General features: G+C 37.7%; 16 protein-coding genes and 1 riboswitch. Of the genes, 1 reads left to right on the forward strand and 15 read right to left on the reverse strand.

Going from position 1 to position 16,620, the window contains the following annotated elements; all coding sequences use genetic code 11:
* Window positions 1–15: 15 nt before the first annotated feature.
* The 15 genes from BN1058_RS07970 to BN1058_RS08040 all read right to left on the reverse strand — a co-directional run bounded on the left by BN1058_RS07970 (window position 16) and on the right by BN1058_RS08040 (window position 15,788).
* Window positions 16–1,530 (reverse strand): BCCT family transporter, encoded by a 1,515-nt coding sequence (locus BN1058_RS07970; RefSeq protein ID WP_090856089.1) that lies wholly within the window; start codon window positions 1,528–1,530, stop codon window positions 16–18.
* Between the two features lie 450 nt (window positions 1,531–1,980).
* Window positions 1,981–3,228, reverse strand: coding sequence for a phosphoribosylamine--glycine ligase (purD, locus tag BN1058_RS07975; RefSeq protein ID WP_090855361.1), 1,248 nt, complete (start codon window positions 3,226–3,228; stop codon window positions 1,981–1,983).
* A gap of 47 nt (window positions 3,229–3,275) precedes the next feature.
* A complete protein-coding gene (gene purH, locus BN1058_RS07980) occupies window positions 3,276–4,814 on the reverse strand; it encodes a bifunctional phosphoribosylaminoimidazolecarboxamide formyltransferase/IMP cyclohydrolase (protein WP_090855366.1) in 1,539 nt (512 codons plus the stop codon).
* A 16-nt stretch (window positions 4,815–4,830) separates the two neighbouring features.
* Complete coding sequence (purN, locus tag BN1058_RS07985) at window positions 4,831–5,412, reverse strand: phosphoribosylglycinamide formyltransferase (RefSeq protein WP_090855369.1); 582 nt, start codon at window positions 5,410–5,412, stop codon at window positions 4,831–4,833.
* Window positions 5,405–6,433 carry a phosphoribosylformylglycinamidine cyclo-ligase gene (gene purM / locus BN1058_RS07990; protein ID WP_090855372.1) on the reverse strand — a complete coding sequence of 343 codons (1,029 nt, stop codon included), beginning with the start codon at window positions 6,431–6,433 and terminating at the stop codon, window positions 5,405–5,407. Before purM ends, purN begins: the two co-directional genes overlap by 8 nt.
* 22 nt (window positions 6,434–6,455) lie before the next feature.
* The gene (gene purF / locus BN1058_RS07995; protein WP_090855375.1) at window positions 6,456–7,868 is read right to left on the reverse strand and encodes an amidophosphoribosyltransferase; all 1,413 of its coding nucleotides are present in this window, start codon (window positions 7,866–7,868) and stop codon (window positions 6,456–6,458) included.
* A complete protein-coding gene (gene purL, locus BN1058_RS08000; protein ID WP_090855377.1) occupies window positions 7,844–10,072 on the reverse strand; it encodes a phosphoribosylformylglycinamidine synthase subunit PurL in 2,229 nt (742 codons plus the stop codon). The genes purF and purL overlap by 25 nt, the downstream gene beginning before the upstream one ends.
* Complete coding sequence (purQ, locus tag BN1058_RS08005; RefSeq protein WP_090855379.1) at window positions 10,056–10,739, reverse strand: phosphoribosylformylglycinamidine synthase subunit PurQ; 684 nt, start codon at window positions 10,737–10,739, stop codon at window positions 10,056–10,058. Before purQ ends, purL begins: the two co-directional genes overlap by 17 nt.
* Window positions 10,736–10,987 carry a phosphoribosylformylglycinamidine synthase subunit PurS gene (purS, locus tag BN1058_RS08010; RefSeq protein WP_090855384.1) on the reverse strand — a complete coding sequence of 84 codons (252 nt, stop codon included), beginning with the start codon at window positions 10,985–10,987 and terminating at the stop codon, window positions 10,736–10,738. The genes purQ and purS overlap by 4 nt, the downstream gene beginning before the upstream one ends.
* Window positions 10,984–11,697, reverse strand: a complete 714-nt coding sequence (gene purC, locus BN1058_RS08015) for a phosphoribosylaminoimidazolesuccinocarboxamide synthase (RefSeq protein ID WP_090855387.1) — start codon at window positions 11,695–11,697, stop codon at window positions 10,984–10,986. The genes purS and purC overlap by 4 nt, the downstream gene beginning before the upstream one ends.
* A 27-nt stretch (window positions 11,698–11,724) precedes the next feature.
* Window positions 11,725–13,020 (reverse strand): adenylosuccinate lyase, encoded by a 1,296-nt coding sequence (purB, locus tag BN1058_RS08020; RefSeq protein WP_090855390.1) that lies wholly within the window; start codon window positions 13,018–13,020, stop codon window positions 11,725–11,727.
* 10 nt (window positions 13,021–13,030) lie between these two features.
* The gene (purK, locus tag BN1058_RS08025) at window positions 13,031–14,155 is read right to left on the reverse strand and encodes a 5-(carboxyamino)imidazole ribonucleotide synthase (RefSeq protein ID WP_090855393.1); all 1,125 of its coding nucleotides are present in this window, start codon (window positions 14,153–14,155) and stop codon (window positions 13,031–13,033) included.
* Window positions 14,142–14,633 carry a 5-(carboxyamino)imidazole ribonucleotide mutase gene (gene purE / locus BN1058_RS08030; protein ID WP_090855396.1) on the reverse strand — a complete coding sequence of 164 codons (492 nt, stop codon included), beginning with the start codon at window positions 14,631–14,633 and terminating at the stop codon, window positions 14,142–14,144. The genes purK and purE overlap by 14 nt, the downstream gene beginning before the upstream one ends.
* 211 nt (window positions 14,634–14,844) lie before the next feature.
* Window positions 14,845–14,944, reverse strand: a riboswitch (purine riboswitch).
* An 81-nt stretch (window positions 14,945–15,025) separates the two neighbouring features.
* Window positions 15,026–15,247, reverse strand: a complete 222-nt coding sequence (locus BN1058_RS08035) for an NETI motif-containing protein (RefSeq protein WP_090855399.1) — start codon at window positions 15,245–15,247, stop codon at window positions 15,026–15,028.
* On the reverse strand, window positions 15,207–15,788 hold the full coding sequence (locus BN1058_RS08040; RefSeq protein WP_090855402.1) for a DUF2179 domain-containing protein: 582 nt from the start codon (window positions 15,786–15,788) through the stop codon (window positions 15,207–15,209). The genes BN1058_RS08035 and BN1058_RS08040 overlap by 41 nt, the downstream gene beginning before the upstream one ends.
* Before the next feature lie 197 nt (window positions 15,789–15,985).
* Here BN1058_RS08040 and BN1058_RS08045 point away from each other — a divergent pair, with 197 nt between their 5' ends.
* On the forward strand, window positions 15,986–16,420 hold the full coding sequence (locus BN1058_RS08045; protein ID WP_090855405.1) for an Hsp20/alpha crystallin family protein: 435 nt from the start codon (window positions 15,986–15,988) through the stop codon (window positions 16,418–16,420).
* Window positions 16,421–16,620 lie beyond the last annotated feature (200 nt).

Genomic DNA, 16,620 nt, shown 5'->3' on the forward strand with positions numbered 1-16,620 from the left:
TATTTTTACTTATTCTTATTTTTTATCCCGAGAAATAATATTTTGTTCTATTGCCAATTTTTTCGCTACTTGGAAAACACCCCAAAGCGTAGGTAACATAATAAAGGAAACAGGTACAGCAGTTACAACAATTGCATTTTGAATAGCATTAATACTATTTTCACCAATTGTTAATAGGACGATGGATAACATCCCAAACATAAGTACCCAAAATACCCGCATAAGTCTACTTGGATGATCATTCCCTGTTAATGTAACAGAAACCGTATAGGAAATAGAATCAACTGTCGTAGCAACGAAAATTAAGGTAACGATTAAGAAACCTATTGCTAATAAGTAACCAAATGGTAATTGATCCATTATTGCCATCACTCCTGCCGGCATCCCACCTGCATCTAGTGGACCCGAAATAGAGCCTGGAGAATCCAATTCCGCTTTAATTCCAGTACCCCCAACAACGGCGAACCAAAAGTTTGTCACGAGTGGAGCTAGGACGGAAACAGCAATGACTAATTCACGAATCGTTCTTCCACGTGAGATTCTAGCAATAAAAATAGCCATCATTGGACCATATCCTAAAAACCAACCCCAGAAAAAGACAGTCCACCAACTAAGCCAAGTTTTATCGCCTTGATACAGAGCCATCGTTATCATGTTTTGTAGATGGAATCCCTCAGCCGAAATAAACTGATTAAAGATAAATAATGTAGGACCAACAATTAACATACAAATAGCTAAAAAAACTGTTAAACCAACATTGATTTTACTTAAAAATTGAATCCCTCGATCAACACCTGAAGCGACTGAAATTGCAGCCATTACTATAAGTACACTAACTACAATAATATTTGTAATTAATGTATTTGGAATACCGAATAAAGAATGCAATCCGTAACCCAATTGTAGACCTAGAAAACCAATAGGACCCATTGTACCACCTGATACGGCAACAATAGAAATTATATCCGTGGCATTTCCTATAATACTTTTTTTACGGAAAATCTTCTCTCCAAATAAAGGATATAGCATCCCTCTTGGCTTCATCGGGTATCCCTTATGATAGTGAACATACATCAACACAACCGTCGACAGTGTTCCTAAAATTGCCCAAGCAAGAAATCCCCAATGTAGAAAACTTTGTGCCAAAGCAGGATTAACACCCGCCATTGTTCCAGAATGATCTTTAAATAAAGGTGGATTGCTAATGAAATGCATCATTGGCTCCGAAGCAGCCCAAAAAACACCACCACTAGCAAGTAATGTACATAAAATCATTGCTATCCAACGATAATAACCGTTTTCTGGTTTATTCATTTTACCTAATCTAATTTTTCCATATTTTGATATTGCTAAAGCAATGCCGATTACGAAATTTGCTAACAACAATAATTCCCAATACGAGCCAAAGTATTTAGCTGCGAAATTAAATGAATCATTAATCCATCCTTGTACCATCTTCAAATCAATAATTGCTAAAACTACAAATAAGATTAATAACCCGCCACTAATAAAGAATACGGTCTTATCCATCGTACCTTTGGCTGTATTACTTTCATCTTTTCCCACTTTTTTCCTCCTAAGTATGTTAGAGGCAAGTGCCAACAACTTAACTTTATATACTTTATATAATTAAGTTTAGGCAATTGGTTGTAAATTCATTCAGCAATAATTAATTAAAATATTATATTGTTCATACACCACCCTAATTTCATCATTTTCATTTAAAAATTACTTTGATTTTTAGAGTAGATTAAATAATTATACTTGTCTGATAACAAACCACTTGCACACTAAAATTTCATTCACTTGTCTGAAATAAACCTTGATTATTTCAAGACGCACGAAAAACGATTATATATTTTTAGCTAAAATTAGTCAATTATTTTTCTTCTATCTTAAAAGTTAATCATTATACGCATAGTCCATACATTTTAAAAAAAGAAGTGTGTAAATTTTTTTTACACACTTCTTTTTTTATGTTTATTTTCCAATATCACTCCGAAAGAAGAAGTCATTTGTCTGTTCAAATGGTCTTAAAAAGTTATAGACTGCCTGATGGGCTTGTTCAATTGTTTGTTGAACAGAGCCAACTAATAAAACTCGACCACCAATTGCTTGATAGGTACCATTATTTTCAACTTTTGTACCCGCATGTACAACATAGCTCTCATCATTTTCTACAAAGTATGGTAAAGGTACTTGTTTAGCATACTTCCCTGGATATCCCTTCGAGGCAACAACAGCACCTATTGCGTACCCCTCTTTCCAATTTAATTTTGGATCTTTACCTTTGGATACATCTTCGATCACTTGTATGAAATCATTTTCTAGTAATGGTAATACAACTTGTGTCTCCGGATCACCAAAACGCGCGTTAAATTCAATTACTTTTGGTCCACTTGATGTTTCAATGATTCCACCATAGAGAATACCTGTAAACGGTCGTCCTTCTAGCACCATTCCTTTTGCTGCTTTTTCCAAAATATGTTCTACAGTATAACGAATTACCGACTGATCTAAATCAGGAACAGGTGCAAAGGCGCCCATCCCTCCAGTATTTGGACCTTTATCATTATCAAAAGCACGTTTATGATCTCTAGCCGATAGTAATGGATAAACATTTTCACCATTAACAAACGCCATTAGCGTAAATTCTTCCCCGTCAAGAAATTCTTCAATAACCACACGATTACCAGCACCACCAAATTGATTATCTAATAACATAGATTCTACTGCTTCTATCGCTTGCTCAACAGTTGTAGCAACAAAAACACCTTTTCCTGCCGCTAATCCATCCGCTTTAATCACAATTGGTGCTCCATTTTCCTTAATATATGCTTTGGCTTTGTCACAGTCAGTAAAAGTCTCATAATTAGCAGTTGGAATGTGATGACGCTTCATAAAGGATTTAGCAAAGTCCTTACTTCCTTCAATAATTGCAGCCTCTTTCGTTGGGCCAAAAGCCTTTAAACCTGCTATTTGAAAAGCATCAACAATGCCATTCATCAAGGGAACTTCTGGACCAACAATTGTCCAATCAATTGCGGATTCTTTAGCAAAAGCAACTAAATCATCTATTTCAGTTTCATTTATAGGTACACATGTCGCATCAGCATTCATTCCACCATTTCCGGGAGCAACATAGATATTTGCTACTTGGTTACTTTCTACTAACTTTTTTACAATGCTATGTTCTCTGCCACCACTTCCGACAACTAATACGTTCACTGCTCTAACCCCCATTATTGTTTTGACTACACATGACATACATTTTTTTAATGTTTAAAGTGGCGCATCCCTGTAAATACCATTGCAATACCGTATTGATTACATACATCAATGGAATCTTGGTCACGCTTCGAACCACCCGGTTGAATAATCGCCTTTACACCTGCTTTCGCTGCAGTTTCCACTGTATCAGGCATTGGGAAAAATGCATCAGATGCTAAGACAGACCCATTTGCTTTTTCAGCGGCTTGTTCTAGCGCAATACCTGCTGCTCCAACTCGATTCATTTGTCCTGCACCAATACCAAGTGTTTGCTTCTTATCAGCGACAACAATTGCATTTGATTTCACATGTTTTACAACTTTCCAAGCAAATAGTAAGGATGCTAATTCTTGCTCATCTGGTTTTCGTTCTGTTGCAACTGTTAAATCATCAGCGTTTATTTCACCAAGATCACGATCTTGAACTAACAACCCGCCTACAACACTAACAACTTTCTTTTTATCATTTTCATTCATTTCTATTGGCGTTTCTAGTAAACGGATATTCGGTTTTACAGTTAAAATATCTAGTGCTTCTTTCGAAAAGCCAGGCGCAATGACAATTTCTAAAAAAATCTCTTTTAGCTGATTGGCAGTAGCCGCATCTACTTCACGATTTAAGGCAACAATCCCACCAAAAATAGAAATAGAATCTGCAGCATATGCTTTGGCAAAGGCATTAGAAATAGTAGACCCCATTCCAACCCCACAAGGGTTCATATGTTTCACTGCGACAGCTGCTGGATGTTCACCAAATTCTAATACAATTTCTAATGCAGCATTTGCATCTTGTATATTATTATAGGAAAGCTCTTTACCATGCAGTTGTTTTGCATTAGCTATCGAGGCTCCCTTACTGTTTGGATCTCGGTAAAAAGCTGCCTGTTGATGTGGATTCTCCCCATATCGAAGCGCTTGTACTTTTTCATATGTTCTCGTATATGTTTCGGGATTATCTTCTTCCGTAATTTCATTAAAATAATTTGCAATAAGAGCATCATAGTTAGCTGTATGTCGGAAAACTTTTGCTGCTAACTGTTTACGAAACTCAATCGTTTTCTCCTTATCTGTTTTCAATTGGCTAAGTACTGCTTGATAGTCAGAGGGATCAACAACTACTGTTACATCATGGAAATTTTTCGCAGCAGCACGTAACATGGTTGGCCCACCAATATCAATATTTTCAATTGCATCTGCTTGTGTGACGTCTTCCTTTGCAATCGTTTCTTTAAACGGATATAAATTAACAACGACAACATCAATCGGAGCAATTGCTCTTTCTTCTAATTGCTTTTGATGTGCAGGATCATCACGTCGAGCTAATAAACCCGCATGAATATAAGGATGTAGTGTTTTTACTCGTCCGTCTAAAATCTCTTCAAAATTAGTAACTGATGAAACGGATTGTGCAGCAATCTTTGCATCTTGTAGTATGCTTAACGTTCCACCAGTTGAGATAATTTCATATCCCATCTGTTCTAATTCCTGTGCAAAAGAAACAATTTCTCTTTTATCCGATACACTAATTAACGCGCGTTTTTTCATTACTCCCTACGCCCCCCTAGTCTATTGATTGTGTAATAACTTCCTGAATGATCGTTGGATAGAGTTGATGCTCTACTAATTGGATTTTTTTTTGCAAACTTTGTTCATCCATATCTTTTAATACTTTTACCGCTTCTTGTGCAATAATCTCACCCGTATCCATCCCTTCGTCGACATAGTGAATGGTCACACCAGTTATCTTCACACCTGCTTTAAAAGCCTGGCCAATAGCATCTAAACCTGGAAAAGAAGGGAGCAGTGATGGATGTATATTTAGAATCTTACCTTCATACGCTTGAAGTAACGTAGGGCCAATTAACCGCATATATCCAGCTAATATAATCCAGTCTACTTTATGTATGCGCAGTTGATCTAATATTTCCGATTCAAAAGCGTCTTTGGACGAATACTCCTTTGGTTGAAAGGCAAAATACGGTGTGTTATGCTCTTTTGCTTTTTCTATAACTTTTGATGTCGGTTGATCTGAAACAAGTAAGGCTAGATCACAAGTCAACTCTTTTTTTTGAATGGCTTTATAAACAGCATGATAATTACTCCCTGTTCCAGATGCAAAAACAGCAATCGTTGGCTTAGTCATGAATAATTCTCACCCCAGATTTCTCTGTTACTTCTCCAATAATAGATGCTTTCTCACCACAATCATTTAGTACGTTTAACGCTTGATCTACTTGTTCTTTATTTATAACTGTCGCCATACCAATCCCCATATTAAAGACACCAAACATATCATGATCAGACAAGTTAGCTTGCTCTTTGAGAAATGGAAAGATCGCTGGTACATTCCAGCTTCCTTGATAGATAGTAACACCCAAATGATTAGGTAGAGCTCTTGGTATATTTTCATAAAATCCACCACCAGTGAGGTGGCTAATTCCTTTGATTTCAACAGCTTGTTTTAATTGTTTTACTGCTTTTGCATAAATTCGTGTCGGGGTAAGTAAAGCTTCTCCTAAAGTCATACCTAGTGCATCTATATAATCATGATAAGTCAATGATTGATCAGCGATAATTTTTCTTACTAACGAGAAACCATTCGCATGCACACCACTCGATTCAATACCAATAATTTGATCTCCCGGTTGAATTTGTTCTCCTGTAATAATATTATTTTTTTCTGCAATTCCAACAACAAAACCCGCTAAATCATATTCACCTTGTTGATACATACCAGGCATTTCCGCGGTTTCGCCACCAATTAATGCACAGCCACTGTCTACACACCCTGCACTAATGCCTTTAACAATTTGTTCAATTTGTTCCGGATCATTTTTCCCGCAAGCAATATAATCTAGAAAAAAAAGTGGATCTGCACCTTGTGCGACAATATCATTTACACACATGGCAACTAAATCAATGCCTACTGTATCATGTTTATCCATGGAAAAGGCTAGCTTAAGTTTGGTTCCAACCCCATCTGTACCCGAGACCAAAACAGGCTCTTGATAAGTAAAGCCACTCAAATCAAATAACCCTGCAAATGCGCCTACCCCACCAATGACTTCATTTCTATTGGTTTTTTTTATATGCTTTTTCATTAAATCTACTGCTTTATAACCCGCATGAACATCGACACCGGCTTCTTTATACCTATCACTCATTTGCTTCGCTCCTTTTGCAAGATTACTCTTTATAGGCTGGTAAGACTGTATTCGGATAAATTTCAGTTGGATAATTACCTGTAAAACAAGCTTTACATATACCATGTTCATGTGAATTTGACTCATTAACAATTGATTTTTCTAATCCTTCTGTTGTTAGGAATGCTAAGCTATCAGCACCAATGATCTCACACATGTCATCAACTGCATGATTGGCTGCAATTAATTCCCCTTTTGTTGAGGTATCAATTCCATAATAGCAAGGATTTTCAATCGGAGGTGAGGCAATACGGACATGAACCTCTTTTGCACCTGCTTCTTTTAATAACCGAACAATACGTCTGCTTGTTGTCCCACGTACTATTGAGTCATCAACCATAATAACCCTTTTTCCATTGACAATTCCTCGTACAGGTGATAATTTCATCTTCACCCCTTGCTCCCGAAGTTCTTGAGAAGGCTGAATAAACGTACGACCAACATAACGATTCTTGATTAAACCAAGTTCATATGGAATACCGCTAGCTTCCGAAAAACCAATTGCGGCTGAGATACTAGAATCAGGAACACCGGTAACTACATCTGCTTCAACTGGAGATTCATATGCAAGTTGTTTTCCCATCGTCTTTCTACTTGCATGAACATTCAAACCATCTAAATTACTATCCGGACGAGAGAAGTAGACATATTCCATCGAACAAAGTGTGCGTTGCATCTGTGATGAGAATGATGTTGTCGTAAGTCCTGTATCGTCAATTGTAATCAATTCGCCTGGCTTTACTTCCCGCTCATACGTTGCACCAATTAAATCAAATGCACATGTCTCTGATGCCACGACATAAGCATCCCCTAACTTCCCAATAGAAAGTGGACGCAAACCTCTTGGATCTAGAGCAACATAAAGTTTATCTTCGGTTAAAATGGAAAAAGCGTAAGCCCCTTTAATCATTCCAAGTGCTTGTTTTATTGCTTCCTCCATTGCTAAATGACCACTGCGCTTTATTAGATGTGCAATAACTTCGGTATCAGAAGTTGTTTGTAGAATGCTGCCCTGTGCCTCTAATTGATTTTTTAAAGCATAAGCATTCACTAAATTTCCATTATGTGCTAATGCCATACTATTTCTTTGTGAACGAAACAGTAGCGGTTGGACGTTTTCATATCCACCACCACCTTGCGTAGCATAACGCACATGCCCTAATGCCGCTGATCCTCTTAAACGATTGAATTCACCTTCTTGAAATACTTCATTTATTAGGCCATTCCCTTTATGCAGATAAAGCATCTCTTTATCACTCGTGACAATTCCAGCGCCTTCTTGTCCTCGATGTTGCATAGCATGCAAGCCATAATAGGTCATCTCTGCAGCTTTCTCATGCCCCCATATCGCAAACACACCACATTCTTCGTTTAAGCCTTTGATTTCAGCAAGCATGGAATAGCTCCTTTCCACAATGCACTTAGATTTTCTACTTGTTCTTTAATTACGGATTGATGATGGTGATTAATAATCAGTTCCTTACTATTCGTAACTTTACCGATATACTTTGTATCTTCTACCGCTGCTTCAAATGCTAACTGATTTTCTTGCTTTACTGATACTAGAAAACGAGATTGTGTTTCACTAAATAATGCTGTGGTAACATCACCTGCAACCGTTACCTCACAACCTAGTTGTTTTTGTGCAAATAAACTTTCTGCAAGTGCTACCGCAAGACCACCTTCAGCCAAATCATGCGCAGATGCCACTAAACCGTCTTGAATTGCTTGAAGAAGTGTTGCTTGACGCTTTGCTTCAATAGTTAAATCAATCGCCGGTGCTTTTCCAAAATATTTCCCTTCTAAAATGTTTTGTAATTCGCTACCACCAAATTCCGCTTTCGTCTCGCCAATTATATAAATCAAGTCACCATTTTCTTGAAAGAAGGATGGTGTAATATCTTTAACTGAACGATGTAAACCTACCATTCCTACGACCGGTGTTGGAAAAATGCCCTGACCATTTGATTCGTTATACAAAGAAACATTTCCGCTAATAACTGGTGTATGCAACGCAAGACTTGCTTCACTCATACCTTCTACACTTTTTTCCATTTGCCAAAAAATTTCTGGCTTATCCGGATTACCAAAATTTAAGCCATCTGTAAGTGCCAAAGGCTTCGCACCTGAACAAACAATGTTTCGTGCTGCTTCTGCAACAGCGATTTTACCACCTGTCTCAGGATCTAAATAAAGGTACCGAGAGTTACAATCCGTTGTCATTGCTAGGGCTTTATCAAACCCGCGAACACGGACAACCGCAGCAGAAGAACCAGGGGCATGTACTGTGTTCGCCTGCACCATTGAATCATATTGATCATACACATATGCTTTACTTGCAATCGTTGGTTGTTGTAATAGTTGCTTCAAAATCTCTTGGTGCTCTGTCACTTTTGGCAAATATTCCGTCATTGACTGAAATTCCTCATAATACCTCGGTACTTTGGAAGGCTTATGATAAACCGGCGCATCTTCTGCTAATGCATCCACCGGTATATCTGTTACTACTTCACCTTTGTGAAGTAAACGGAACTGCTTATCATCAGTGACTTTTCCAACAGCAACAGCTTCTAAGTCATATTTAGCAAACACATCTTGGATTTCTTTTTCACGACCTTGTTTCACAACGAGTAGCATACGTTCTTGTGATTCAGAAAGCATCATCTCATAGGCAGTCATATTTTCTTCTCGTTGAGGGATATAGTCAAGATTCATCTCCATACCTGTCCCAGCTTTACTCGCCATTTCGCTGGCTGAAGAAGTTAATCCAGCTGCTCCCATATCTTGCATGCCTACAAGTGCATCGGAATGGATTACTTCTAAACAAGCTTCGATTAAAAGTTTCTCCATAAATGGATCACCGACCTGTACGGAGGAACGTTTACTTTCCGAATCTTCAGTTAAATCCTCTGATGCAAAGGTTGCCCCATGGATACCATCCCTACCTGTTTTGGAGCCAACGTACAGTACCGTATTGCCAATACCAGATGCTATTCCTTTTTGCATATCTTTTTGATCAATCAAGCCCACACACATGGCATTCACCAATGGGTTTCCCTCATAGCTATCATCAAATTGAATTTCTCCACCTACTGTTGGGACACCTACACAGTTTCCATATCCTGCGATACCGTGAACAACTTCTTCAAATAAATATTTCACTCGGCCATTCGTAAGATTACCAAAGCGCAGTGAATTTAGCGTTGCAATCGGTCGAGCGCCCATCGAGAATACATCTCTGATAATTCCACCGACACCAGTAGCAGCGCCTTGATAAGGCTCAACTGCGGAAGGATGATTGTGGCTTTCTATTTTAAAAACAACCGCTTGCTCGTCTCCAATATCTACAACCCCAGCTCCTTCTCCAGGTCCTTGAAGCACGTGCGGAGCCTTTGTCGGGAACTTTTTTAATAAGGGTTTTGAGGTTTTATAACTGCAATGCTCTGACCACATCACAGAAAAAATACCGATTTCTGTGAAATTAGGAAGACGACCTAAGATTTTTTTTATTGTAGAAAATTCTCCATCGGTAAGACCCATATCTTGATATACACGATTCTCTTCAATTGCCTCTGGTGTAAGCTCAGGCGCCTGTAACATATGCTTTCCTCCAATTTTCTACTATTGATTGAAATAACTTTAACCCATCAGCTGAACCTAATAGCGTCTCTGCGGCACGCTCAGGATGTGGCATCATCCCTAATACATTTCCTTCTTTATTAATGATACCTGCAATATCTTGCACAGATCCATTTGGATTATTTTCATATTTAAAAATAATTTGATTATTTTTCTCTAGCTTTTCTAGTGTTTCAGCATCACAATAATAGTTTCCTTCACCATGTGCGATAGGAATGGAAATTATCTCATCATCGGCATAGGCAGTGGTAAACATAGAGTGACTATTTACAACTCGTAGATCTTCATGATGACACATAAATTTTAAGTTTTTATTACGCAACATCGCACCTGGTAAGAGGCCCGATTCAAGTAAGATTTGAAATCCATTACACACCCCTAATACAGGCTTTCCTTTACTTGCTTGTTCTTTTAACTGCAGGACAATGTCAGAAGTTGACGCAATCGCACCAGAGCGCAAATAGTCACCGTACGAAAAACCGCCTGGTAATAGAATAGCATCATAGTCTGCTAGATTTGCATGTTGATACCAAACTAATTCTGCTTCCTCTCCTAAAGCATCTGTAACTGCATGGTACATATCACGATCACAATTAGAGCCTGGGAACACAACTACAGCAAACTTCACAGTGTGACAACCTCCTCTATCGTATAGGTATAGTTTTCAATCACTGGATTCGCCAATAGCTTTTCACACATTTCTTCTACTTGGGATTCAATGGAGGCATCATCTTCCATTAAAAGCTCCATATATTTACCAACACGTACCTCTCTAACTGTTTCATACCCTAATGTATTTAGTGAATGCTGTACTGTTTTCCCTTGAGGATCAAGCACACCTTCTTTTAATGTAATGTAAATTAATACTTTCTTCATTTGACAGCCTCCAGTCGTTTTAAGATTGCATCGTACACCCCTACTAAATCGCCTAACCCTTCACGAAACACATCTTTGTCCATTTTTTCACCGGTTGCGGTATCCCAAAGCCTACATGTATCTGGTGATATTTCATCAGATAAGACAATCACTCCAGTGTGATTTCTACCAAATTCAAGTTTAAAATCTATTAATTCCAAGCCAATGTCATTAAAGAAGGCGTGCAGTTTGTTATTTACCTGCAATGCCAACTGCTTCATTTGTATTATCTCTTCCTCTGTCACATCCGAAAGTAATAAGGCGTGTGCATCATTAATTAACGGATCTCCAAGTTGATCATCTTTATAATAAAATTCTACAAGGGGGGACGGAAAACGTATCTTTTCTTTAATTCCTAATCTTCTTGTAATACTTCCAGCAGCAATATTTCTAACAACTACTTCAAATGGAATAATGGTTGTCTTTTCTACCAACTGTTCCGTATCATTTAATACCTTTTTAAAATGACTAGATATGCCATGCTCTTCCAAATAAGTAAAAATAGCAGCAGAAATGAGATTGTTATACCTTCCTTTTCCTTCAAACACTGCTTTTTTTTCTCCATTAAATGCTGTTGCATCATTTTTGTAAGATAAAACAAGTGAGTAATCATTATCTTGTACACGGAAGACTTTTTTCGCTTTTCCTTCGTATAATAAATCTGCTTTCACGCTCCGTCACCCCTTCTGATTTTTAAGTTATGCTAATTCTATTTTTTTAAAAATCTGATCAACATTTTTTAAATGGTACGTATAATCAAAACAATCATCTAATTGTTCCTTTGATAATGTGTTTGTTATTTTTTCTTCTTGTTCAATTAATTGACGGAATGGTGTCGCTGTCTCCCATGCCTTCATTGCATTAGGTTGTACAATGTCATATGCTTCTTCACGACTCATACCCTTATCAATCAAAGATAACAACACGCGTTGAGAGAAAATAACGCCATATGTTCGATCGATATTTCGCTTCATATTCTCTGGAAATACGGTTAGGTTTTTCACGATATTACTAAAACGATTTAACATGTAATCTAATGCAATCGTTGCATCTGGCAAAATCACACGTTCTGCTGAGGAATGTGAAATATCTCGCTCATGCCAAAGGGATACATTTTCATAAGCTGTCATCATATATCCTCTTATCACTCGAGCCATCCCTGTCATGTTCTCAGAACCAATTGGATTTCGTTTGTGTGGCATTGCCGATGAGCCTTTTTGGCCCTTCGCAAAAAATTCCTCAACTTCTCGCGTTTCTGTTTTTTGTAGCCCTCTAATTTCTGTAGCAAATTTTTCAATGGAAGTAGCGATTAAAGCTAGAGCTGACATATATTGCGCGTGACGATCCCGTTGTAACGTCTGGGTCGATACAGGCGCTGGCGCCAATCCTAATTTTTCACAAACAAAGGATTCTACAAACGGATCAATGTTTGCGTACGTACCAACTGCGCCAGATAATTTGCCTGTCTCAATCACCTTTGCTGCTGCATCAAATCGTTCCAGGTTTCGTTTCATCTCTTCATACCATAGCGCCATCTTCAATCCAAATGTCGTCGGTTCTGCATGAACACCATGTGTTCTACCCATCATTACGGTATGTTTATAGGCAATTGCTTTATCTTTTAAAATAGCAATAAAACGTTCAATATCCTTTCGAATAATATCGTTTGCTTGTTTAAGCAGATAAGATAACGCTGTATCTACCACGTCAGTAGAGGTAAGTCCATAATGTACCCATTTCTTTTCTTCTCCTAAACTCTCTGATACCGCACGTGTAAATGCAACGACATCATGACGTGTCTCTTGTTCGATTTCCAAAATACGATCGATATCAAAAGATGCTCGTTCACGAATTTTTTCTACGTCTTCCTTTGGAATAATACCTAGTTCGCTCCAAGCTTCACAAGCTAAAATCTCTACTTCTAGCCAAGCTTGATATTTATTTTCGTCTGTCCAAATTGCGCCCATTTCTTCTTTTGTATAACGTTCAATCATATGCTGCCTCCTAGATCTTTATCAATTCTTTATTTACTAATGTATCATATAATGTGTTTATATCCTCACCTATATAAGTAATATGCCCCATTTTCCGCTTTGGCTTATTAGCTGCTTTTCCATACATATGGAAATGAGTTGGATAATCGTCCATTTGTTTTAAATAAGGAGCAACATCCTCCCCCAACAAATTGATCATTATTGATGCACCATGAAAATATACAGGAATTGGTGTCAATCCGCAAATTGCCCGAATGTGCTGTTCAAATTGTGATACATTACATGCTTCAATCGTATAATGACCGGAATTATGTGGACGAGGAGCTAATTCGTTCATATAAATCTCGTCTCCCTTAGCGAACATTTCAATCGTAAATGTTCCAATCACTCCAATTGTTTCTGCTATCGCTCGTGCAGCTTCTTTTGCCTCTTGAGTAAGCTCTGGTGAAACGCTTGCGGGTGCAACCGTCATGTATAAAATATGATCACGATGAATGTTCTCAGCAACAGGAAAAAAGCATATCTCTCCATTAGCGAAACGTGTAAATACAATAGAAATCTCTTTATCAAAAGGAATCCACTGCTCAACAATTAGCCGTTCTTGCTGATAAAGTAATTCAATTGCTTCTGCCCTGTCCTTTTCACCTTGTAACTTCACTTGTCCTTTTCCATCATATCCCCCACGACAAGTTTTAACTACACATGGATAACCTATATCAGCTAATGCTTGATCGAGTTCTTTCTCTGTATGAATAATAGCATATGGTGCAACACGTTGATTGCTTTTAACTATCGTACTTTTTTCTTTTTCTCGATCTTGTGTAATGGCTAGTGACTCTGCTCCTTGTGGTAATAACCCTTTTTTCTCTAGAAAGCGAGCCGCAGGTAGATCAACATTCTCAAATTCATACGTAATTACATCACATTTTTCTGATAGCTGTGTAATAGCATGTTCTTCGTCATAAGCTGCCACAATCTGTTCATCTGCCACTTGAGCTGTCGGACAATCAGGGGTAGGGTCTAGCACGATAATTCGATAACCCATATGCTTAGCAGCAGTTGCCATCATTCTGCCTAATTGTCCACCGCCAATAATACCAATGGTTGCTCCATAGAGATATCTATTTATTTGCAAGATCTTCCCTCATTTCTACTACCTTTTGTTTCAATTGTTTTTGATAGCTTTCTAATCGATTTGCCACATTTGTATCAAAGGTACCAATGATCTGCGCTGCTAATATGGCAGCATTCTTTGCTCCTGCTTTACCAATGGCAACAGTTGCAACAGGGACACCGCCAGGCATTTGTACAATAGATAAAAGAGAATCCATTCCATCTAACGCTTTGGATTCTACAGGAACACCAATCACCGGAAGGGTCGTTTTCGCTGCAACCATCCCAGGTAAATGCGCAGCACCTCCAGCTCCCGCAATAATAAGCTTCAATCCTTTATCACGTGCCGAATCGGCATAGTCAAACATGTCCTCTGGTGTTCGATGTGCTGATATGATTTGCTTTTCATAAGCTATGTTTAATTCATCTAACGTATCGCATGTGTGGCGCATGGTTTCCCAATCAGAAATACTTCCCATTATTACTCCGACGCTTGCCATGTTTCCCCCTCATTTCATTTTTAAATGTTGTTTTAGCAAATAAAAACCTATTCATCTCTCATTTGAGAGAAGATGAATAGGTTGATCGCATAGGAAAAACTACATCAGCATCCTTTAGTGTTTGTTATTTCTAAGGAGAAGATCTACCTATTCCATTTTAACTGAATAGTGGATTACTCATCCTTTTTAAACACCTACTAGTCTGAACGCATCATGTATCATCTTCCCTCATAGTCCGTCATTTACGGTGACAGGTAGAAACAGTCAGGCCTTATCCCTGAAATTATATGAGGTACTTTCATTCAATTGTTATATTTAATAATCTATGTTTAGCATAACAAGGAATGATTAAGACGTCAATATAAAATCGAACGTTTTTCTAACCAAAACATTTATTGTTCGTTTTTAGACAATATTGTATCAAACATGATTTCACGACCTACAGGTTCAATACCAGTCTGATTCTCCTTAAAAATTGGTTTCTCTGTCCGTCTGACTGGTTGGTAACCATTAGCTTTAATCCGTTCTAAACACTCTTGAATTGTTTCATTTTCTTGCACAACAAATCGCCTCTTATTCGGCTTTTTTCTCTGCTTCTTGTTGTTTTTTGGCACTTTTCAAAATTCGCCCCCTTCTTACTTGCTTCACCCAGAAGCCACCATGAATTTGTTTTGGCTCATAAGCAATAATAAATGCTTTAGGGTCTATTGATTTTATGGTTTCATAAAGGCTTAATTCATATTTTCTAGGCGTAAGGATTTGCATAGACAGTCGATCTCCGTCCATACCATAGGCGTACCAACTCGTAACACCATACCCTTTTTCTCTCAATTGTTTAGTAAATGAAATATCAGGATCAGATGAAATAACATTTACAGTAATATAACCTAGTGCTAGTTTATCCTCAATTTTCGAACCGACAATGACACCAATACCAAAACCTAATGCATAAGCAATTAAATTTTCAATTCGATCTAGATTATCCAACACTAACCCTAGACCTAGTACATAGATGGTTATCTCCATCATACCAATAATCGCAGCGATATAACGCCGCCCTTTTAAAGTTAAAATCATACGAATTGTTAAGAATGATACATAGCAAATATTAATTATTAGAATAATTGTTACCATCACTAAAGCATTATCTAACAACTTGCATCCTCCCTTTGTAACTGTTTTATCTTTTGCTCAAAAGATTCCACACCATTTTATTTCCTATAATACTATACTATTTGTTATGCGAACCTAATGATAAAAAAATACATATAGTGTAATACCTATATTAGCTGATTTTACTTCACATGAAAAAGAAAAAACAAGTAAGTTGATAAAAAAGTGAGGGATATGTGATGAATCCTTTTGAACAAATGCAAGGTTGGAAGCAAAATATGGATCATTTTTTTGGTGAAAACTTTTGGGATGGATTTGAAGACGTCTTAAAACCACCTATTCCACAAGTAAATATGTATCAACGAGAAAAAGAAATTATTTGTTATGTGAACTTGCCTGGTATTCAACAAATAAAGGATATTGATGTTCATGTTACCCCCTCGCACTTAGTTATTAGTGGAGAAATCAATCTTGAACATCATCATGGGCAAGTGATTAAAGAGGAGATTATTCATGGTACGTTCGATCGTAAGTTGGAGTTACCTTTCGCAGTACGCAAGGATAAAATAGATGCAACGTATCGCCATGGATTACTTGTGCTTCGCTTACATCGACAAATGCAAGAAAAGGAAGATAGAAGACGTATCGCTATTAAGCAATTAGATGAAGAATAAAATTGCATGGTAGGGAGTGGTTCGCCGGATTATTTGCGCGTTCGCCGGATTATTTGCGCGTTCGCCGGATTATTTGCGTGTTCGCCGGATTATTTGCGTGTTCGCCGGATTATTTGCGTGTTCGCCGGATTATTTGCGTGTTCGCCGGATTATTTGCGATCATCTCCAGCAAAGCTGTCGATGATCTATTTTTTTATTAA

It is taken from the genome of Paraliobacillus sp. PM-2, from assembly GCF_001368815.1.
GTDB lineage: Bacteria > Bacillota > Bacilli > Bacillales > Amphibacillaceae > Paraliobacillus.